This window comes from Geomonas sp. Red276, assembly GCF_054784495.1.
In genome coordinates, this window is record NZ_BLXW01000027.1 from 36,884 (window position 1) to 57,227 (window position 20,344).

16 protein-coding genes are annotated in these 20,344 nt (G+C 62.9%); 9 read left to right on the forward strand and 7 right to left on the reverse strand.

Translation table 11 applies throughout. The features are described 5' to 3' along the window. Window positions 1–77: 77 nt before the first annotated feature. From ACYVL5_RS17060 to ACYVL5_RS17070, 3 genes are all read right to left on the reverse strand, one after another. Entirely contained in the window at window positions 78–836 is a 759-nt protein-coding gene (locus ACYVL5_RS17060) for a helix-turn-helix domain-containing protein (RefSeq protein ID WP_460596779.1), read from the reverse strand. 133 nt (window positions 837–969) lie between these two features. Continuing rightward, complete coding sequence (locus ACYVL5_RS17065) at window positions 970–2,994, reverse strand: heterodisulfide reductase-related iron-sulfur binding cluster (RefSeq protein WP_460596780.1); 2,025 nt, start codon at window positions 2,992–2,994, stop codon at window positions 970–972. Between the two features lie 48 nt (window positions 2,995–3,042). Next, a complete protein-coding gene (locus ACYVL5_RS17070) occupies window positions 3,043–3,306 on the reverse strand; it encodes a hypothetical protein (protein WP_460596781.1) in 264 nt (87 codons plus the stop codon). Between the two features lie 500 nt (window positions 3,307–3,806). Between ACYVL5_RS17070 and ACYVL5_RS17075 the strand changes: the two genes are divergently transcribed. After that, window positions 3,807–4,301, forward strand: a complete 495-nt coding sequence (locus tag ACYVL5_RS17075) for a DUF6160 family protein (protein ID WP_460596782.1) — start codon at window positions 3,807–3,809, stop codon at window positions 4,299–4,301. 380 nt (window positions 4,302–4,681) lie between these two features. On the opposite strand, the gene ACYVL5_RS17080 is transcribed toward ACYVL5_RS17075, so the two are convergent. Continuing rightward, window positions 4,682–6,541 (reverse strand): aldehyde ferredoxin oxidoreductase family protein, encoded by a 1,860-nt coding sequence (locus tag ACYVL5_RS17080; protein ID WP_460596783.1) that lies wholly within the window; start codon window positions 6,539–6,541, stop codon window positions 4,682–4,684. Window positions 6,542–6,792: 251 nt separating this feature from the next. On the opposite strand from ACYVL5_RS17080, the gene ACYVL5_RS17085 reads away from it, so the two are divergent. Next, on the forward strand, window positions 6,793–7,287 hold the full coding sequence (locus ACYVL5_RS17085) for a DUF6160 family protein (RefSeq protein WP_460596784.1): 495 nt from the start codon (window positions 6,793–6,795) through the stop codon (window positions 7,285–7,287). A 176-nt stretch (window positions 7,288–7,463) separates the two neighbouring features. Here the strand turns inward: ACYVL5_RS17085 and ACYVL5_RS17090 are convergent, their stop codons facing one another. From ACYVL5_RS17090 to ACYVL5_RS17100, 3 genes are all read right to left on the reverse strand, one after another. Continuing rightward, entirely contained in the window at window positions 7,464–9,086 is a 1,623-nt protein-coding gene (locus ACYVL5_RS17090) for a GMC family oxidoreductase (protein ID WP_460596785.1), read from the reverse strand. Between the two features lie 24 nt (window positions 9,087–9,110). Next, window positions 9,111–10,409 carry an OmpA family protein gene (locus ACYVL5_RS17095; protein WP_460596786.1) on the reverse strand — a complete coding sequence of 433 codons (1,299 nt, stop codon included), beginning with the start codon at window positions 10,407–10,409 and terminating at the stop codon, window positions 9,111–9,113. A gap of 149 nt (window positions 10,410–10,558) precedes the next feature. Continuing rightward, window positions 10,559–11,299: a GntR family transcriptional regulator gene (locus tag ACYVL5_RS17100; protein ID WP_460596787.1), complete on the reverse strand. Its 741-nt coding sequence runs from the start codon at window positions 11,297–11,299 to the stop codon at window positions 10,559–10,561. 397 nt (window positions 11,300–11,696) lie between these two features. Between ACYVL5_RS17100 and ACYVL5_RS17105 the strand changes: the two genes are divergently transcribed. From ACYVL5_RS17105 to ACYVL5_RS17135, 7 genes are all read left to right on the forward strand, one after another. After that, window positions 11,697–12,323 (forward strand): hypothetical protein, encoded by a 627-nt coding sequence (locus ACYVL5_RS17105; RefSeq protein ID WP_460596788.1) that lies wholly within the window; start codon window positions 11,697–11,699, stop codon window positions 12,321–12,323. 176 nt (window positions 12,324–12,499) lie between these two features. Continuing rightward, on the forward strand, window positions 12,500–13,813 hold the full coding sequence (locus tag ACYVL5_RS17110; RefSeq protein ID WP_460596789.1) for a DUF6160 family protein: 1,314 nt from the start codon (window positions 12,500–12,502) through the stop codon (window positions 13,811–13,813). Between the two features lie 94 nt (window positions 13,814–13,907). Next, window positions 13,908–14,744: a DUF6160 family protein gene (locus tag ACYVL5_RS17115; protein WP_460596790.1), complete on the forward strand. Its 837-nt coding sequence runs from the start codon at window positions 13,908–13,910 to the stop codon at window positions 14,742–14,744. 240 nt (window positions 14,745–14,984) lie between these two features. Continuing rightward, window positions 14,985–16,502 carry a TolB family protein gene (locus tag ACYVL5_RS17120; RefSeq protein WP_460596791.1) on the forward strand — a complete coding sequence of 506 codons (1,518 nt, stop codon included), beginning with the start codon at window positions 14,985–14,987 and terminating at the stop codon, window positions 16,500–16,502. 19 nt (window positions 16,503–16,521) lie between these two features. Beyond that, window positions 16,522–17,265 carry a C39 family peptidase gene (locus ACYVL5_RS17125; RefSeq protein ID WP_460596792.1) on the forward strand — a complete coding sequence of 248 codons (744 nt, stop codon included), beginning with the start codon at window positions 16,522–16,524 and terminating at the stop codon, window positions 17,263–17,265. A 37-nt stretch (window positions 17,266–17,302) separates the two neighbouring features. Then, the gene (locus ACYVL5_RS17130; RefSeq protein WP_460596793.1) at window positions 17,303–18,529 is read left to right on the forward strand and encodes a transporter; all 1,227 of its coding nucleotides are present in this window, start codon (window positions 17,303–17,305) and stop codon (window positions 18,527–18,529) included. Window positions 18,530–18,623: 94 nt separating this feature from the next. Beyond that, the gene (locus tag ACYVL5_RS17135) at window positions 18,624–20,336 is read left to right on the forward strand and encodes an OmpP1/FadL family transporter (protein WP_460596794.1); all 1,713 of its coding nucleotides are present in this window, start codon (window positions 18,624–18,626) and stop codon (window positions 20,334–20,336) included. Window positions 20,337–20,344 lie beyond the last annotated feature (8 nt).

Sequence of the window (20,344 nt, forward strand, 5' to 3'; positions counted from 1 at the left end):
TACCGACTGTACCGACTGTACCGACTGTACCGACTGTACCGATCTGCCGACCTGCCGACCTGTACGGCCGGTGCCGGCTACGGCATCCCCGCGCTGTAGGTTGCCATCTCCGGATGTGGCCTTGCGGCAGCCCGCGGGGTCGTGAGGTGGACGACTCCCGGCTGGGACCTCCGCCTTTTGGGCTCGGACTGCTCCTTCTTGAGCTCACGGACCGCCTCCCGCAGCGCGGGGACGATCTCGCCGCGGATCCGCTGGGGAGTCATCCGGAAGCTCGGGGCGATCACCATGACCGAGCTGAATCCTTCCTCTCCGAGCGGGGCCAGATCGAGCGCCACCGTGGTCACCTCCCGATCGACGGCGCCGACCGTAATTCTCACCCCTTCCATCGCCTTCCCCGCCTCGACCGTTTCGCAGGCCGCGCGCTCGTTGAAGACCGAGCCGACCAGGGAGCGGACCCGCACCTTCTGGGTGCAATCGGCCATGTACATGAGGGTGGTCCGGGTGGCGCTCCGGTGGGCGAAGTAGACGGATTCGTCGAGCAGGCCGGCCAGTTTTTTGAGGGCCGGATCGACCGCGTCGCCGACGTTTCCTCTCCAGAGGACCTTGCGGGCCGCCATCGAGGCCGAGCTTCCCAGCGAGTAGACACCGTAAAGGTCCTTGTCCAGGATCCCCTGCTTCTCGAAGGTGCTCAGCAGGCGGAAGGTCTTGTTCTTGCTGATGCCGCTGGCCATGATCAGCTCCGTAAGGGTCATTCCCCTCCGGGACTCGAACAGCAGGGTGAGCAGGGACCAGGACTCCTCGATCGATTTCACCCCGTAACAGGTTTTGGTCTTCACTTTCGGTTCCGCGGCCATCTTCACACCTGTTTTATGTCCTAGGTTCTATGTTAACTGCGACTCGAATCACTCACCGTCCCACACTCATTCCATGTCCTCCGCCTGATGAAACCGGCCGTTCGCCGCTGGCTTCTCAACCTGGAACGTAGAACATAGAACACGTGTTTGCCTTTAGCCCGACCAGCCGCCCGGCGACCACTTCCGCCAGGTCCTTCACCACGAGCTTTCCTTCGGCCCCACCGGTCTTGATGCCGTCTTCGAACATGGTGAGGCAAAACGGGCAGTTGGAGATCAATAGCGGTGCCCCGGTTTCCTGCGCCATCTGCACGCGCGCTACGTTGATGCGGCTTCCCAGTTTTTCCTCGGCCAGGATGCGACCGCCCCCCGCTCCGCAGCAAAAGCTCTCCAGCCCCTTCTTCTCCATCTCCGAGAGCTCTCCCCCTGCCTTGGCGAGGATGGTGCGGGGCTCTTCGAAGATGTTCATGTAGCGCCCGAGGTAGCAGGAGTCGTGGTAGGTGAAGTGGAACGGCTCCGGCTTGAGTTTCAGTTTTCCGCTCTCCATGAGGGCCGCGAGGTAGGTGGTGTAATGTTCCACCGGGATGTCGAGCCCCAGGTCGCGGTAGTCGCGCGCCAGCGTATTGAAGCAGTGCGGGCAGGTGGTGACGATCCTCTTGACCCCGTAGGCCTTGATGAGCTCGATGTTCTCGGCGGCGGTAGTCTGGTAGAGGTACTCGTTGCCGAGTTTTCTGGCCGGCTCGCCGCAACACTTCTCTTCCTTGCCGAGGATGCCCACCCGGACGCCGGCCGCGTCGCAGATGGTGACGAAGCTCTTGGCGATCTCGCGGTTTCGCTTGTCGAAGGAGGCGTAGCAGCCGACGAAGTAGAGGACGTCGACCTCGCCGCCGTTTTCCATCACCGTCACCGGGAGCCCATCCGCCCAGTCGCCGCGGGCCGCGTAGGCGAGGCCGAAGGGGTTGCCGTTCACCTCGATGTTGCCGACGGCGGTGCGGACCTCGTCGCCCGGGAAGGACCCCTCCATCAGGGTCAGATTCCTTCTCATCTCAAGGATCTTGTTCACGTGCTCGACCCCGGCGGGGCAGATCTCCTGGCAGGCCCGGCAGGTGGTGCAGGACCAGAGGGTATCTTCGCCGATCGCTTCCGGGAGGCTCTTATCCGGCTCGGTCTGGGCGATCTCCCCTACCTTCTTCACGAGCTTCATCGGGGAGAGCGGCTTGTCGGTGTTGTGGGCCGGGCAGCGGTCCTGGCAGCGCTGGCAGCTCGTGCAGGCGTCCGCGTCGAAGATGTCTTTCCAGCTGAGATCGGTTACCTTGGCGGCCCCGAACTGTTCGAGCGTCTCGTCCTCCAGGTTGATGGTGGCCAGCGCCCCCTTGGGGCCTAAGTCGGCGAAGAGGTAGTTGGCCGAGGTGGTCACCAGGTGCCTAAGTTTCGTAAAGGGGATGGCGGCGATGAATCCCATGGCGAGGAAGAAATGCACCCACCAAAGCCCCTTGTGAATCCGGGAGAGCGACTCCGGCGACTGCGCCACGAAGAAGCCGGCCACCCATCTCCCCACCGGCGAGAAGCGCGCGAGATCGGGATTCTGCACGATTTCGGTGGCCGCCATCCTCACCCCTTCGGCCACGAAACCGGTGACCACGATGGCCATCAAAAGGGCGTGGACCACGTAGTCGTCGCGGATCGATTCGATCTCCTTGGCCTTCACGAAGAAGCGGCGCACCAAAAGCAGGCCGAGCATCACGGCGGCCAGAAGTCCCGCCACATCGAGGACCAGGGAGTATCCCCGGTAGAAGACGCCCCTGAGTATGGTGATTCCAAAGAGCGGGTGGAGGAAGTCGGCCTGGGCCATCACCAGCAAGGTGCCGATGAAAAGGAGTGCGAAGCTCCAGAAGAAGAGAGCGTGCAGGCTCCCCGGGTCGAGCACCCTCAAAACCTTGGACTGCGACAGCACCCGCCCGACGAGTAACCGGATGCGGCGCGGGAGCTGGTCCAGCCGGTCGAGCGGCTTGCCCAGCCGGTATACCGGAAGCCGCCGATACACTCCGTATCCGAAGACGCCAAAGGCGACGATGGCGAAGAAATACATGGGAAGTACGACCCCATGCCCGACGTTCCAGTAAATCTCTCTGGTTGCTTCCATGGACCACCTCGTCCTAGAACTGCTTTATAAAGCTATTTGACGTTAACGTCAATCGAAAATGTAAATTTTTTTGGTTTGCGGTGCCACCCCACCCTTCTTGATCGGGGAGATGAAGGCCCGCTTTTCCGGCATGTTCGGGGGCCACGCCGTCACTTTGCGCCTGGTTGGCCTGCAGTTACCAGGAAATCCGCTCTTTAGTCCGGCGGCTTCGGCCTCCTCGTGGGGAATCGACGGCGGTTCTGTCCCCCCGTTTGTTTTTGTAACCGTTTTATACTTCTCCTTAACGTCGATGTCAAGTACGAAATTTATCACGCCACTTCTTTTTTTTCTTCCTTCCCCTGCTCAAAATAAGTCGCTGCTTTCACCCCTTGCACACGCCCAGCCGGGCGTCCTACCCAATCGATAACAGAGGCATTTTTACAGGACCAGGGATCGGAGGGTGTTCATTTGCCGATCTTCACCAGGGGTGGACTGCGGGCGGCATCTTCAATAATTCACTGTCAAATCGGTCAGTTAGTTAAACACAAAGGTCAGGCATGCGACTTGCGAATGTCCGTGGGCAGCCCCCTCGCCCCCCCTTGAGAGAGGGTGGCCGAAGGCCTTTTCCTCATACCCTCGCCCCCTTTGGGGGAGAGGGTGACCGAAGGCCGGGTGAGGGTGGATTTTAAAACCTCCCTCACCCCTGCCCCTCTCCCCTGAAGGGGCGAGGGGATATGAGGTGTCTGCCCCTCTCCCGGAGGACGGGGGGATATGGGGATTGGGTCGCGGGCGAACAGCGAGTATCGCGGGAAGCCCCCCACAAGGAGGAAGTTATGAAGATTCGGTCGCTGGTGGCAGGAACTCTTTTTCTTTTGACGGTGGCGGCAGGGAGCGCGGTCCAGGCGAAGCCGCTCCCCATCGACGATCACGCGCTGGGCGAGATCACGGGGCAGTCAGGGATCGCCATATCGGCCAGCAACCTCGGCTTCGACATGACCGCCGGCACCATTTACTACCGCGACGCAGACGGGATCGGGCCCGGGTCGAGTGCGGGATTTCTGAGCCTTTGCGGGGTGAAGCTTAAGGGTTCGGCCGATTTCGCCTCACCCTTGACCATCGAGGTCGCCACCGTCAAGGACCCCAACGGGGTAACCAGGGTGGCGGGGCTGGAGATGAAGATCTCGGACATGACACTGAAGATCGACACCTTCTACATCGACACCATCCGCCTCGGCAGCGCGCCCGGCATAGGGGGGAGTCTCGGGAGTTTCGGGATCAACAACATGACGGTACATATGACGGGCGGGATCACGATCCTGGCCGACTAAATTGCCCCCTCACCCTGTCCCTCCCCTTGAAGGGGAGGGAACCTCGCGCCAGCGCTCTTCACTCGTAGGGTGGGCAGCCCCCTCCCACCATTCTCTTTTGCACTGCCCACCATTCACTTTTGGGACCCGCGTGGGCACGTGGTGCCCACCCTACGCTCTTCATCACGCACGTGGGCACGGACCATTCTACCCTCGCCCCCGTTGGGGGAGAGGGTGGCCGGAGGCCGGGTGAGGGTGGATTTTTGAACCTCCCTCACCCCTGCCCCTCTCCCCTAAAGGGGCGGGGGGGGACGGATGCATGGCCCTCTCCCTCCGGGAGAGGGTGGCCGCAGGCCGGGTGAGGGCAGGTTTTTTAGTGGGGCGCAGGGCTTTCGGTCGCCTTAAAGCAGCTTGAGCCTCCGCAGGGTCACGCCGGTCGGGATGCCGTTGTCGTCGTAACCTTTCATCTGGTAGTACCTGTCCAACATTTCCCCGAGTGGTATCGTCTTTCCCTTTACGTCCGACTTCCGCGCTTCCTTGAGCATCCGGCCCGGCAGGGTGTCGTCCTTACGCGAGATCCCTTCCCGGGTATTCATGGTCCGCTCGAGCACGTGGATCCTCTCCCCCGCCTCGATGAATTCCCGCCGCGACATCGGTATTCCGGTTACCGAACTCCACAGCCCCGAGAAGAGACTCACGTCGGTAAGGGCAATCGCCACCGAAGGCAAGTACTGCATCAGCTTCCCCAGGATGATGTCGGGGGTCCGCTTGGTGAGCGGCGACTCGAAGATGTAGCCGAACGAGGTGAAGAGGCAGGTGTGGAGTGAATTGATGCAGGCGTAGACGTTCTCCAGGAAGGCGGTCCACTCGGCCTTGCCACTCGCCGAATGGGGGGAGATCAGGTCGAACATCGCCTCCAGAGCGACGGGATAGGCGGAGAGGTGACATCCCCCACGGTTGGCCACCGCATAGGAGAGCCCCTGCCCGAAAGCGCCGCGCGGGTCATAGGCCGACATCTCCAGTCCCTTGACATGGATGGCGAATTCCTCCCCGCCGTACTTCCGGGAGAGGGCGCGACTCCCCTGCCCCATCTCCCTGCCGAAGCCTTCCCCGTAGGCGATCTGCTCGAGCGCATCCGCGATCCCCTCCGCCTTCCCGAAGCGGAGTCCCGTTTGCACCAGTCCCCGCTCGCCCGCCTCCATCACCCAGGCCAGAGTCCCCCCCGCCGAGATGGTATCCATTCCCAGGCGCGAGCAGATCTCGTTCCACTCTGCGATGAGATCGGTATCGAAGATCCCCAGGTTCGATCCCAGCAACCCCACGGTCTCGAACTCGGGAACCGGCAACTCCTTTCCTCCCGCGAACCGCCCGCGGTGCCCGCAGAGAATGGTGCACGGCTTACAGGTGTGCGGTTTCATCCCGTGCCGCGGCGCCATCGACTGGCCGGACAGATCCAGCATCCGCTCGTGGGTCCCATCCTGGAAATTGTTCACCGGCATCATGTTGTGGCGCTTCGCCCAGGGCGTGTTGCCGGCGGTTCCGAAATTGCGCAACACCTCGGCGGTGGTCTTGTTGGAGGTCAGGAACTCGGTCGCCCTCTTGCGCAGCTTCTCGAAGTCTTCGAAATCCCTGGGGCGGATCTTGAACCGCCCTCCCCTGGCTACCACCGCCTTGAGCCGCTTCGATCCGAAGACGGCGCCTACCCCTCCCCGGCCGAGGTAGCGCTGGCCGGAAGCGACATTGGCGAAGAGGACGAGGTTCTCGCCGGCCGGGCCGATGGCGAGCGCGCCGTCACCCTGGCCGCAGAGTTTCGCCTGCACGTCCTGGGTGTCCAGCCCGGCCACGAGGGTGGCGTCCTCGAAACGCACCCCTTCGTGGTCGATCACCAGGTACACCAGCGAGTCCGCGCATCCCTTTATCAGCAGGCCGTCCCATCCCGCGGTCTTGAGCGCCATCCCGAAGGGGCCGCCGCAGGAAGACGAAGTGTAGATGCCGGTCAGAGGGGACTTGGTCACCGTGGCGAAACGCCCCGTGCAGGGGGCTCCGGTCCCCATCAGGACCCCGGGCATCACCGCCACGATGTTCTCGGGAGCGAGCGGGTCCGTGCCGGGCAGCATCCGGTCGTTGAGCAGTTTGAGCCCCAACCCTTTGCCTCCCAGGTACTCCCTCCGCTCCAGCTCCGAAACGGTGTGCGTGGTGAAGCTTCGCTTGGTCAGGTCCACCTCCAGCACCCGGTTGGAAGGTCCGAATATCTCATTCATCGATAACTCCTTCTTTTGCTCCCTCTGCCTGACAAATCCCTCCCTTCCCCTCTCAAGGGAATTGAAGGACTGATTATTGGCAGCAAAGAGATATACTTTCTCGGTGATTTCCTTCTATTTTTACAATCACTTACCTTAATTCCTGAAGCGAGGCATTGGCACTCACAGCATTGTAAACATCGTTATAAGGAACAAAACCTAATAACCCGGCCATTACTGCCAGTTAATAGTTAATTCGTCAGGGAGGTAACATGAAAAGGCTCACGCTACATACTGCGGCCATACTGCTGTTCTCTTTCTTGAGCATCCCGGCTGCCTATGCCCAGATCCGCCCGGTCCAGGATGCGGAGCTGGAAAAAATCTACGGGCAGTCCGGCATCACCATCTCGGCGAGCACCATCGGTTTCGACATTACCGACGAGGTCATGTACTACAAAGGCCCCGCTGGGATCGGAGGCAACACCACGGCCGGCGTCCTCAGCCTGTGCGGTCTCCATCTTCAGGGATCGGCTACCTTCGGCTCGCCGCTCACAGTCGACGTGGTGACCAACAGGGATGCCGCGGGTCTCGTGCAGGTCAACGGAGTCTCGGTCAGGCTCACCGACATGACCCTGCAGATCGACAGCTTCACCATCGACTCCATCCGCCTCGGCCCGGCCCCCGGCGTGGGAGGCGAGCTGGGAAGCTTCGGGATCACCAACCTGACGGCGCGGATGACGGGGTCGATCACCATCTCAGCAAATTAAATAAGCCGCGGTTGCCACCTCCCCCCCATCCTCACCCTGTCCCTCCCCTTGAAGGGGAGAATACCCGGGGCAGACCGCTCCGCCTCCCCAAACAACTAATCCGGTCTCCCCATCCACCCCCCCCTTTTTTCACACTCACCCTCCCCTTCAAGGGGAGGGCGGGGGTGAGGATGGGGTTAGGAAACCGGCGTCCCGATCGCCCTCCAGTCCGTCTCCGCAGCCGGCTTTATATGGCTCATGGCGTGCTCGGCCAGCGCGGTTATGGTCAGGCTCGGGTTGACGCCGAGGTTGGCGCTCACCACACTTCCGTCGCAGACGTACATGTTCCGGTAGTTGAAGACCCGCTGCTCCCCGTCGACAACCCCCTCGCCCGCATTTTTCCCCATGGTCGCCCCGCCCAGGATGTGGGCGGTAGTCGGCACCTTGAAGAACATCTCCGTGAGCGAGGTGACCGGCACGCCTCCCGCCTCGTTGGCCATCCGCTCGGCGAAGGTGTTGGCCTGCGGGATAAAGGCCGGGATGGGTGCTCCTTCGGTGGCGGCGGTTTTCCGGAACGGGGGGATCAAGGAGCGCTTCAGGCGAAGCTTGATCCGGCTGTCGTGGTCCTGCATGACCAGGAGAATGAGGGTCGACCTGGCCATGCCGACCGGGTTGGCGGCCTTAAGGAAGCTCCAGGGGCGGGCCAGGCTGGACAGGGCCCAGCGGACGATCCTCCCGAGGCCGGGGGTGCCTCCGGCGAGAAGTGTCATCAAAAGCCCCAGCGCGTCGGAACCGGCAGGATAGCGGGTCGCCTCGATATGGGTATGGTCGTCGACGTAGATCCCCGAACCGATCGCCACCCCCTCGCTCATGTCGCCGGCTTTTCCCGGCATGCGGACGCCGATGATCGATTCCGAATTGGTCCGCACCACCTCACCCAGCGCCGGGCTCAATTTCGGCAGGTTTCCCTTTTCCCTCATCGCCATCAGAAGCGGTACCGTCCCGAGCACGCCGCCGGAAAAGACCACCCCTTTCGAGCGGAAGATCCTTTCTTTTTTCAGCGGCCCTCCGGTTGAATTTACGGCCCGGATCTCGTAGCCGCCGCTTCCGTCGCCGCTCGAGCCAAGCGGAGTGACCGAGGTGACCATGGTCTCGGGGATGACCACCGCTCCCCCCTTTTCCGCGAAATAGAGATAGTTCTTGTCGAGGGTATTTTTCCCGCCCGACCGGCAGCCGACCATGCAACCGCCGCACAACTCGCAGCCGGTTCGCTCCGGCCCCGCCCCCCCGAAAAAGGGATCGGGCTCGCTCGCCCCCTTGGTCCCGAAATGGATGGCGACGTCGGTGGGATAAAAGGTTTGGCCGACGCCCTGGCTGCCGGCGGCCTGCCGCAACTGCTCGTCGGCGGCAGCCAGCGACTTGTTGCGGGTCACCCCGAGCATACGTTTCGCGGTGGCGTAGTGCGCCGGCATCACCTCGCTCCACTTTTTGAGGCCTCCCCACAGCGGATCGGTCCAGACCCGCTCGGACGGGACCAGGAGGACGTTGGCGTAGTTGAGCGATCCCCCCCCGACGGCGGCGCCGCTCAGCACGAAGACGTGGCGAAAGAGCGTCATCCGGAAGGAGCCATGGCACCCCAGGCGGGGGAGCCAGAGGTAACGGGGAAGGTTCCAGTTGGAGTGCGGGAAATCTTCGGGGCGCCACCTCTTCCCCATCTCCAGGACACCTACCCGGTATCCCTTTTCGGTAAGCCGGTGGGCGGAAACGCTTCCGCCGAAACCGGAACCGATAACGATGAAATCGAAATCGTAGGACGGCATATCCTCTCCTTGTGGTTTAAAAAATCACTTTTCCTGAACGATGACCAGGGCGCGGCGGTTCAAGGCTCTTCCGGCAGAGGTGTCGTTGCCGACCACGGGCTGGTAATGGCCGTATCCCTTGGCGGTGATGGTCCGGGGATCGGCGCCGAGGTCCCGCACGAGGTAGCGCTCGATGCGGCGGGCCCGCCTACTGGAGAGCTGGTAGTTGGCGTGGGGATGGCCGCTCGCATCGGTGTGCGCGGCGATGCGTATGCGTAAGGTGGGATCGGCGCGGGTGAGATCGACTGCTTTTTTCAGCTGGGGGCGAAGGGAGGGAGGGATCTCCAGCGAGCCCGATGGGAATCCCATCACCTCTACCGCTCGCACTCCGGAAAGCCCGGCCAACGACGGTTCACCATAGTTGGGGGGAAAACTCCGTGAACGGGAGGTGCCGGTTCCCCCCGCCGCAGGATCTCTCTTTTGCCTGGGCGCCCGCGGCGCTGCCGGCACGGGGCGTGAGGTGACCGCGGCGACGACCGGTTTATTCCTGACGACCTCCTCAAGAGTGATCCCTTCCGCTATAACACCATCGACACCTGCTCCCGCCTCCAGTTCTCCGCTTGCCAAGGGATGACCATTCCCATCATCCCCGGGGGGCCTTTTGACGACGGCGAAACCGTCACTATCCAGAGGCCACGGCTCGCCGAATCTTTCCGCACCCGCCCTGGCAGCCCGATCCGGCTCCGGAAAGCTGTTGGCCAAGGTATTTTCTTTTTGCTTAGGTGCCGGCGGCGGAGTCCGAAAATGGTAGCTCAGCCCCACTCCCACCTCGTACCCGCTCGCTACCGAGATCTCCAGTGTTTGAAACCGGCTTACCTCGGCCCGGAGGGCCACGTGGTCGTTCAGCGGAAAGCTCACTCCGCCGCCAAAGGAGACAAAGGGATTCAACGAGGTCTTCGTCTCGGGGTTGCTGTTGCCGTAGAGGAGCCCGAAGCTGGCAGTGGCGATCGGGGTAATGCCGCGGTAAGGGGTAAAGGCCCAGAGGGGGCCGATCTTGAATGAATAATTCTCCCCGGTCCGGGTCTCGGAGGAAGGGACCAGCCGGCAGACACTCAAGGCGGCCTCCCCGTTCAACCCCGCGGGATGCTCGCCGGAGCGGGGCTTCCAATCCAACTTCAGGGTGCCGGTCGGGGAGACTCCGCTGCGGCCATTGGAGTCGAAGCTCGCCGCCCCGGTCATCGGGATCAGCGCCATGGACCCCTCTTCGAAGAAGGCGTGGGCGGAAGAGGGCGGACTGACCAAAAGCAAGATGGGAAGCAGGAGGGCCAGCATCGCCGTCCTCACCCGGTCCCTCACCCCCTCCTCACCCAGCCCCTCCCCTTGAAGGGGAGGGAGAGTTGGAATTGGCGAAAGAGAGTCGATAGCCGGCTGGGCGCCGGACTGCTCGATTGCCCCAGGACGGTCACCAATCGAATTGCCGTCGGTACTATGCCTCATCGGGCGGCGCCCGGCGCGGCGGAGGGAGTACCGGCCGCATGGTCGTGTGTCTGCTCCGCCTGGGCGGCGACCTGCCGCTTGAAGATGTGGAGCCGCTGGTTCATCGTGGTGCGGGTAACCTCCCCGGCCTCGGCGGAGTCCTCGTTTATGGCAGCCCGCATCAGCTTTTGGTAGTAACCGCGGGCGAGGGTGCGGAACTCGTCGGTGGCAAAGAATTGCCCCCTCATGCGGAAGTAGAGTTTGGCGAAGCTGTTGAGAAGCAGCGGGTAGAACTTGTTGCCGGAGAGGACGGCCAGGTTTTTGTGCAGATTCCAATCGAACTTGGCGATGGCACTCGGGGTGTCGTTGAGCTTGCGTGCCTTGGCCAGGAAGGCGATCACCTGGGGGCTGTCCTTTTCCACCGCGAGCCGGACATAGTGAGGAGAGATCTCGGTGCGCACCTCCAGCATGTTGATGGCCAAATCGACCGGGAACGAGGTCTCGCTGGAGAGCATGGAGGGGACGAGGTCGAGGGTCCCGTCGATCCAGAAATCGTTGACCACGGTCGCCCGCCGCTCTCTCACGGTGACCCACCCCGCCTGAGACAGCAGTTCCAGCGCCTCCCGCACGGTCGCCCGGTTCACCGTGAATCGCATCGCCAGCTCACGCTCGCCCGGCAGGGCTCCCCCCACCGGAAACTCCCCTTCCAATATGGCGTCCACCACCCCCTGGGCCACTTTCTTGTGCAAAAGCTTCACGACTCTCTCCGTCTCATGTTTTAAAAAAGAGAACATTGGTTTACGGCAAAATCTGGTCTAGCAATCTGCCGGTCTGGTCTAGTAAAACGAAGGGTGAGGGGTTTTCTCTCCGCCAGATTTTTTCTCCCCGAACACGGCCATCCAAAAACCTGCCGCCCCGTCCAGTGCACCATTTCTAGCCGCAACCCCTCGATATCACTTGTCATCTGCAGGCCAAGCTTCAGGTTCCGGGGCGTATGCAGAGCGGGTACGGATCGCTGATTTAAAATTTCCCGGGATCATTAACCTTGACGTTGATGTCACCACGCTGTTAATCCTTAGATAAACAATGTTCTATAAAAATGCAATCACAAAAGACAGGCGGCCGGCGAAAGCCAACCGCCCGGCAGGGGACGCGATGAAAATCACCGCCAGGGGAGAAAAGAGAGGCACAGGGACCGCTCACCCGCTCCGGGTAGCGCTGACGCTGGCCATCCTGCTGTTGATGTGGACCTCGCCTTCCTTCGCCGCCATGAGGGCGATGGCGGACGGCGAACTCTCGGCGGTGGTGGGACAGGGATTCTCGAGCTTCACCATGTCGGGCGGGGTTGCCAACGCCGACTTTTCCGGAGTGAGCATCTCCACCTACACGGAGATCGACACGCTCTCCATGGGGTACTGGGACAAGGGAACCGGCTCGGGGAAAGGGTGGGACCAGAACTGGACCCAGGTGAAGCTCGGGACCACGAGCAACGATCTCACCTTCAACGGCTTCTATTTCCAGGCGGTCTTCGATCCCGCCACGGTGAACGATCCCGCCAACCGCAGGCTATTGAGCCTGACCATGGGGTCCAAGGACGTCACCGGGCAACTGACGGCCAACTTCCAGAGCCTGAGCGCCATCATCGGCGGCAAGGAAGTGGAACGCGGATCGCTGGGCGTCCAGAGTTACCAGTTCAACCACACGGAGCTCTCCATCGACATCGAGCTCTCCGGTGCCCGCCGGGGGGTGTGGGTGAACATGGGGAACGCGACCAAGCTTTGACCGCTCCCTTCTCCTCCCGCCTCATTGAGGGGGGAACGGGGCCCGGGTGAGGAAGTTTATTCAGGATGACGCCACAACGAAAGAGGAGGTGAACCGGCCAAACAGTGAATCGGGCATGACGAATTACGGAAAGAACTTGCTGTGAAATCGAGGAAGAAATCAACCAGGAGGGAACAATGAAAAAGACTTTGGTAGTCGCATCGATGCTGGCCCTGCTGCCCTGCGCAGCCCACGCAAAGACCATGATCAACGACAGCGCCCTGCAAGGGGTAACCGGCCAGGCCGGCGTCTCCATCGACGTGGATGCCCGCTTCGACGTCAATGCCGACGCCATCGGCTGGGGCCAGGATGACGGCTCCGGCAAAATGAGCTGGATCGGCATGAAGAACTTCAAGATCGACAACTTGACCGTGAAGCTGCGCCCCGATGTCCTCGGCGCGGTGACGATCTCCACCCTCATCGACCAGTTGGTGGCCCAGGGGATGACCGAAGCCCAGGCGGTGGCCACCCTGGAGGCCAAGCAGCCCGGCCAGGTAGCAGCCATCGACGCCGTAGAGGCCGCCCGCCAAGGGGGCGCCACCACTGCCTACTTCATCTCGCAGGCCGCTCCGATGAGGATCGACGTCCTCACCGCGGACAGCGCCACCGGCAACAAGGCCGCCGGTACCACCTACGTCCGCATCGGCCTCGGCTCCTTCGAAATCGCCGCCAACAGCATCGACTTCACCGTGGCGCTGGGCAACACCACCAATCACCAGGTCGTCACCAGCAGCGCCCTTGCCCAGGAACTCGGCTCCATGCACCTCGGTAACATGGTGATGGACCTCAACGGGAGCAGCAAGGTCGACATTTATGCAGCCAACCAGCTAAACGGTGCCGCCGCCAACAGCGGCTCCGGCGTGGTCTTCGACCTCGACGTCACCGTCGACAAGCTGACCGCCGCCGCCCTCTCCTGGGGCAACACCGCCGGCAGCGTGACCAGCACCTCCGGTTCCGCGGCCTTCCCGAGCGGCGCCCAGACCTCCACCACCGCCGGGTACGTCGGCCTCGCCAACATGAACATCGCGAAACTCCACATCGTCGGTCCGCTCTCCATCAAGGTGGCCACCGTCGACACCAGTGACGCCGGGCTGGCCACCGCCCAGGGCAACCTGCTCGGCGCCTTCGCGACCGGCACCCCCACCGACCAGGCCCAGGCCCTGGCCAACTACTACTATGCCCTCTACGGCAAGGTCGGCATGGGGTCGAGCTTCGTCCACATCGGCCTGGGCACCGGCAGCAGCATGTCTGCCTCGACCCTCGCCTATGACAACGTCGCCAAGACCTACTCCGTCGCTTCCGGCGCCTTAGGCTTCACCATGGGCTCCTTCATCGCCGACGTGAAAGTCGCCGACAACAACAACCTGACCGGCGGCGGGACCTACGGCACCATGGGGATCAACCAGATGGCCATGGGCATGAACGGCTGGGTCAACATCGGTACCCACTAGGAGATGAGAGACAGCTCCCTCCCCGCCAAAGCCGGGGACGCTTTTTGGGGAGGGAGCTGTCGATCGGCAGGCAGGTAAGTAGGAAAGGTAAACCATGCGCATCGCGGCGATAGCTCTCATATCGATCATACTCTGTGGCATCCCTTGCCGCTCCTTCGCCGCCCTCAAAACGCTGGAGGAAGGGGAGCTCGCGCGGGTCTCCGGCCGGGCCGGCATCAGCATCGACACCGACCTCGGCATGATGGTCTCCGCCGGCAGCATCTCCATCTCCGACACGAGCAGCACCCCCAACTGGCTGACCCTGAAGGGTGTCACCGTCGACGACGGGGCGGGAGGGAACTTCCTGGTCAGGACCTCGGACGGCACCACTCCAAACCCTTCCACCATCGGGATCGTAACCGACGCCTCGGGACAGCCCACCCTCGTCGTCACCGACACCAGCCGCACCAACCCGCGCTACTACAACGTCGAGAGCATCGAGTTCGCGGGGCAGGAACTGGGGAGCCTGCGGATCGGCCCGGTCACCGAGGGGCCGAGCACGCTGGCGATCTCGTCGCTCAACGGCAGCGGGGTCAAGTTCGACTACACCACCAAGGCCGACATAGGCGCCTTCCGGTACGGCTACAACCTGACCGATGCGTTCACCCTGAGCGGGATCCACTTCGCGGCCAGCGCCGCCGGCGCGCCCGAGGCCCCTTCGAGCTGGGTCATGAGCGGCAACTTCCATGTCGGTAACGCCCCCTCGAGCGGCGACGCCCCCGCCTACTTCACTGCCGGCACGGATCAAAACGGCGTTGCATCGACAAACCTCAACATCCCCGCCCAAGGTTCGATCCGGGTGGAGGACCTCTCCTTCGGCAGCACGAGCTTTGGCCCGATGGCGATCGACGGAATCAGCGTCCACCGGATGAACGTCAGGTTCACTCCGTGAATCATCCCGCCAGTACGGCGTTAACGCGCCTCCACCCTCCCCCCCTTCCCGTTTCTGCGGTACATCATCCAGAAAAATGAACACGGCGGTCAACATTATCCTTGACGTTAAGGTGATTATGCAATATTTTACGAACGTCGTTTTATATTGTCGGCCAAAACACGGCCAGGGGGGTCGCGGGAACCACGCAGTCGGCCGGACGTTCGGCCGGCAGGCCGGGATCCTTGGAGGAGGAGAAGCATGAATTTGAAGAAACGCAGCGGCATCCGGATGGTCCTCCCGTTCCTCCTGCTCACCCTCTCCGGGGTGGCCCCGGCCCACGGCCAGACGCCGCTGAACGAGAAGATCGTCCCCCTCATACCGTTCTCCGAGGAATGGGACCTGTTCGTCCCCTCCCTCCAGGTCAACGCCGACTCCAGCAGGCTCGCCTTCATGGCGCGCCGCGACGGCGGAATGACGGTGATTTCCGACGGCAAGTCGTCTCCGGTACAGGCAGCCATCGGCAAGGGTACCCCGCTCTTCAGCCCGGACGGCAAGCGGATCGCCTACACCTACAAAAACGGCGAGAAGTGGAGGATCAACCTCGACGGCGTCGACGGCCACCTCTACGACGCCGTCACGGTCCCGCTCTTTAGCGCCGATTCCCGGCACGTGGCGTACATCGCCAAGAAAGGTGAGAAGCAGGCGGTCGTCTGGGACCACAAGCAGGGGAAACTCTACGACGCCATCGCGCAATCCCCGGGAAGCCCCCTCTTCAGCCCCGACTCCAGGCACCTCGCCTACGTGGCGGTCACCGGCAAGAAGATGGCCCTGGTCGCCGACGGCAAGAGGGGGAAGGAGTACGACGCGGTCTCCGCTCCGCTCTACAGCCTCGACTCCTCCCGGCTCGTTTACGGCGTTAAGCAGGACGGCAAGTTCTTCTTCGTGGAAAACGGCCGGGAGGCTCCCCGCTACGACCGGGTCGGCGCCTGCGCCTTCAGCCTCGACTCCAGGCACTTCGCCTACGCCGCCCAAAAGGACGGCAAGGCCTTCATGGTGGTGGACGGCAAGGAAGGCCCCGGCTACGACGACGTGGCGATGCCCATCTTCAGCCCGGACTCCTCCCGGGTCTCGTACCTCGCGGTGAAAGACGGCAAGAACGTCATGGTCATCGACGGCCGGGAGGGGCCCGCCTACGACCAGGTCGGCTTCCTCTCCTACAGCCCGGATTCCCGGCACGCCACCTATTCGGCCCAGAAGGGGAAGAAGGCGGTCATGGTGCGCGACGGCAAGGAGGGGCCCGCCTACGACACCATCCTCCTGCCGGCCTACAGCATGGACTCCGGCCATCTGTCCTACGCCGCGCTGAAAGACGGCAAATGGGTGGTGGTTATCGACGACAAGGAGACCGGCGGTTACGACCAGGTCACCGCGCCCCAGTTCAGCATGGACTCGTCGCACCTCGCCTACCTGGCCCAGCGCGGCGGCAAGTGGTTCACCGTCTTAGACGGCAAGGAAGGTGCACCCTACGACGGCGTGGCCCTCCCCACCTTCTCCCAAGACTCCCGGCACTTCGCCTACGCCGCGCTTTCGGGATCCCAGTGGCTGGTGGTGGTGGACGGCAGGGAGGCGGCCAAGCGCCTCATCTCGGTGGTGAAGGGTGCCGCCCTCGTCTTCGACGACGCCAGCCACCTCCACACCCTGGGGATCAGCGCCGAAGGAAACGGGTTCGTCCGCTACGAGATCGAGTTGGGGAGCGGCACGGCCGGGAAATCGTGAACCGCCAAGGGGTAACAGCATGCTCGTCATGGCAGCATTCGCCATCGTCCTCTCCCTTTTGGCGGGGTTCCATCCGATCCAGGGCCAGCCGAAGGCGGAGATGAACCTGGCGGTGGCCGACGGCCAGCCGGGGCGCATCAGGGTCGACGTGAAGCCGCAGGCGGAGATCGAAGGGAGCCACTTCGTGAAGCAGAACTTCGATTACAGCTGCGGATCGGCGGCGCTGGCGATCCTGCTCCGCTTCCAGTTGGGGGAGAAGCTCTCGGAAAAGCAGGTCATCCAGGGGCTGCTCCGCTACGGGGACAGCGAGCAGATCGCCAAGCGGCGGGCCTTCTCCCTTTTGGACATGAAGCGCTTCGTGACGGTCCTTGGGTACCAGGGGGTGGGCTACCGTGCCGATCTGGAGGACCTGAAGACGCTGGAGGCGCCCTGCCTGGTCCCGATCAAGATCTTCGAGTACCGGCACTTCGCGGTGCTGAGAGGGGTCGCCAAGGGGCATGTCTTCCTCACCGACCCGTGGCGCGGGGACATCAGCTTCACCCTGTCGGAGTTCAAGGACATCTGGTACGACAACGTCCTTTTCGTGGTCAGCCTGGAAGGGAGCAAGGGGCTCAGCGCCCTGAGGCTCAAGGAGGCCGATCTCCGGTTCATCGACGAGGACGAGGCGCGCAGGTTGGTCTTGGACAGGGAACTCCCCAACAATGACCGGGATCGACGCTTCATCATCGATAACCCGAAGGTTTTCCAGTACTACGGGAAGTGATGGCTGGGGGAAAGGAACTCACATGAAGGGGTGGTCGATGAAATATGGGTTCCTTCTGGCGTTCGCGGTCGTGATGCTGGCCGTGGGCGGACATCCCCGGGTGGTCGCGGCGGATGAGGTCAAGGGTGGTTCCGGGGCGGCGGATGAGGTGCGGACGGAGGCAAAATCCCCCCGGTCCCCCCTTCGCAAAGGGGGGGACGCTTTGGCGGCCTCTCAGCAGGGGAGGCAGTCGCCGGTCGCCTCGGCACAGGCAGATGGAGACGGGGATGCGGACGCGGCGGGCGATGACGACGCAGCGGATGAGGAGGCGCCGAAGGGTATCGAGCAGCAGATGGAGGATCTCCGCCAGGAACTGCGCAAGATGCAGTCCGAGATGGAGGCCCGCAAGAAGCTGGAGGTGACCGAGGAGGAGAAGGAGAAAAAGGCCGAGGACATCCTCACCGCCGCCGGCCGCGAGTACACGCTGATCAAGAAAGGGAACATCGGGCTGGAGTACTCCCTCAACTACTCCTACTTCTCCGGAGACGTCATCAAGGATGCCGCCGTCGTAGAGAAGCGGAGCAACCACAACATCACCAACCAGGTCTACACGGAGTACGGCCTGAAGGAGAACCTGTCGGTCAACGCCACCCTCCCCTTCTGCTACAAGTTCAACAAGGTGGGAAGCGACGCGTCCCAGGAGGCCTCCGACCTCGGCGACGTCTCCGTCGGGATGCAGTACCAGCCGTACAAGGCGGGGGGCGATATGCCGGTCACCATCCTGAGTGCCGGCGCCAGCTTCCCCACGGGGAGCAGCCCCTACAAGATCAACACGGAAAATTCGCTCGCCACCGGTGCCGGCTTTTACTCGCTCAACGCCGGGGCTTCGCTCAGCAAGACCATCGATCCCCTGGTCGCCTTCGCCAACCTGATCTACACCTACAGCTTCGAGGCGAGCGATCTCGACCAGAACTGGTCCAACGGCAGCAAGCTCACCAGCGTGGACCCGGGAAGCTCGGTGGCGCTGGCGCTCGGTTTCGGCTACGCCCTTTCCTACAAGGCGTCCCTCAACATGAGCGCCCAGTTCGCCTACAACTACAGCAACGTCTACCACTTCAGTAACGGCACCGATTTCCGCAACGGCAGCTCGACCTCGGCTACCTTCAACATCGGGACGGGGTGGCGGATAACACCGGCACGGTCGATTTCGCTCAAGCTCGGCATCGGGCTTACCAACAACGATCCTGACTTCTCCTTTACGGTCAGGGTCCCGTTTGAACTGTAGCGGCGTGGACAGGGGGCGGGGCGGCAATTCGTGGCTGCCGAGGGCGGCGGGTCGGACCAGTCGGACCAGTCGGACCAGTCGGAGCTGGCGGACGGTGCTGGTGGCGCTGGTGGCGGTGGTGGCGGGCATCGTCTTTTTCACGGCGGGGCCGGCCTGCGCCTCCTTTCATGAGCAGATGGCCCTCGACACCGAGGCGATGGCGCTCGGCAACAACGTCACCGCGTCCCCTCCCGGGATCATGGCGATCCACTACAACCCGGCCGGCCTGTCGCTCATGAGCGAGGGAGATTTCATCAGCCAGGGGCTCACCATCCCGATCATCAGGGTGACCTCCAAGTTCACCGCCGATCCCGATTTCAAGGGGTTCGCCGGCTCCTTCAACCAGGACCCGCTGGCCGGGACGCAGGGGACCAGCACCAGCGGCAAGATGTACATCCCGTTCCTGGGCGAGGTGAACACCCTCATCGCTCCGAGCCTCGGCTTTTCCCACCGGGCGCCAGGGTCGAAGTGGACCTTCGCCATCGGGCAGTACGCCCCTTTCGGGGTCGGGGTAAACCACGGCGACCCCAACGACCCGGCCCGTTTCGGGGGGCAGTCGGTCTACCACCAACACCTGATCTACGCGGCGCCGGCGGTCTCCTACCAGGTCTCCGACACCTTCTCGGTCGGGGCCTCGGTCGGACTGGGACAGACCGCCATGGGGGCGAGACTCGACATGCGCTCCCCCAACGACCTGGTGGCGATGACCAGGGTGCTGGGGAACTCCACGAGCGACCTGGAGATCCCCATCCTCTCGGAGCTGACCTTTCCCGCCCCCTGGTTCGGCGGAGGGGTGAGCCCCTACGACAAGCTCGCCACCGCCACCATCAGGATGCGCGACGACTTCACCCCCTCCTACAACCTCGGGGCGCTCTGGAAGCCGACCGACTGGTTCCAGGGGGGGCTTAGCTACCAAAGCGCCATCAGCGCGCACATGGTCGGGCGCTACACCATCGAGTATTCCGACCAGTGGCAGCGGATGGTGAACTGGTTCGGGAGCTCCCCTACCCTCATGGTGATCTCGGGGATGCTCGGACTTCCCACCAAGGCGGTCCCGGTGCAAAGCGGCGTGGTGACCGAGGACTTCACCTTTCCGCAGATCGTCAACCTGGGGGTCAAGGTCAAACCGGTCCCGCGGCTCGCGCTCCTCGGGGATCTCCACTGGGCCAACTGGTCGTCCATCAAGAACGACACCATCGTCTTCGACCAGAAGATCCAGCTTCTGCAGTTCGTGAAGGTCCTGGGGTACCCGGGGGGCGACAACGTCCTCTACGTGAACCGCAACCTGAAGGACACCTGGAACTACGGCTTCGGGGTGGAATTCCAGGCGCTCGACTGGCTCCTTTTGCGGGCGGGATACGAGCGGCGGCGCAGCTCTACGCAGAGAAACCTCTACGACCTCCTGTACGCCCTCCCCGACCTCGACTCCTACGGGGCGGGGATCGGGATCAAGCTTCCCAGCGGCGTCTCGGTGGATCTGGCCGCCGGCTACCTGATCAACAGGTCGTTCACCATCAAGGACAACGGGAGCACCAACCTCAACTCCACCGATTTCACCAAGCCGGTGTACAACCCCTACGCCGGGTTGATCTTCGAGCAGAAGACGGTCAGCTACCTCTGGTCTGCCAAGATCACCATGCCGCTGGGGGTGGCGGGCGAGATGCTGCACAAGCAGAAGCAGATGCTGGCGAAGGCGGCCCGCCTGCTCAACCCCTTCACCTGGTTTGCCGACGCCGAGCCTGGGGAAAAGAGCACCGAGAAAAATTAAGAGGAGCC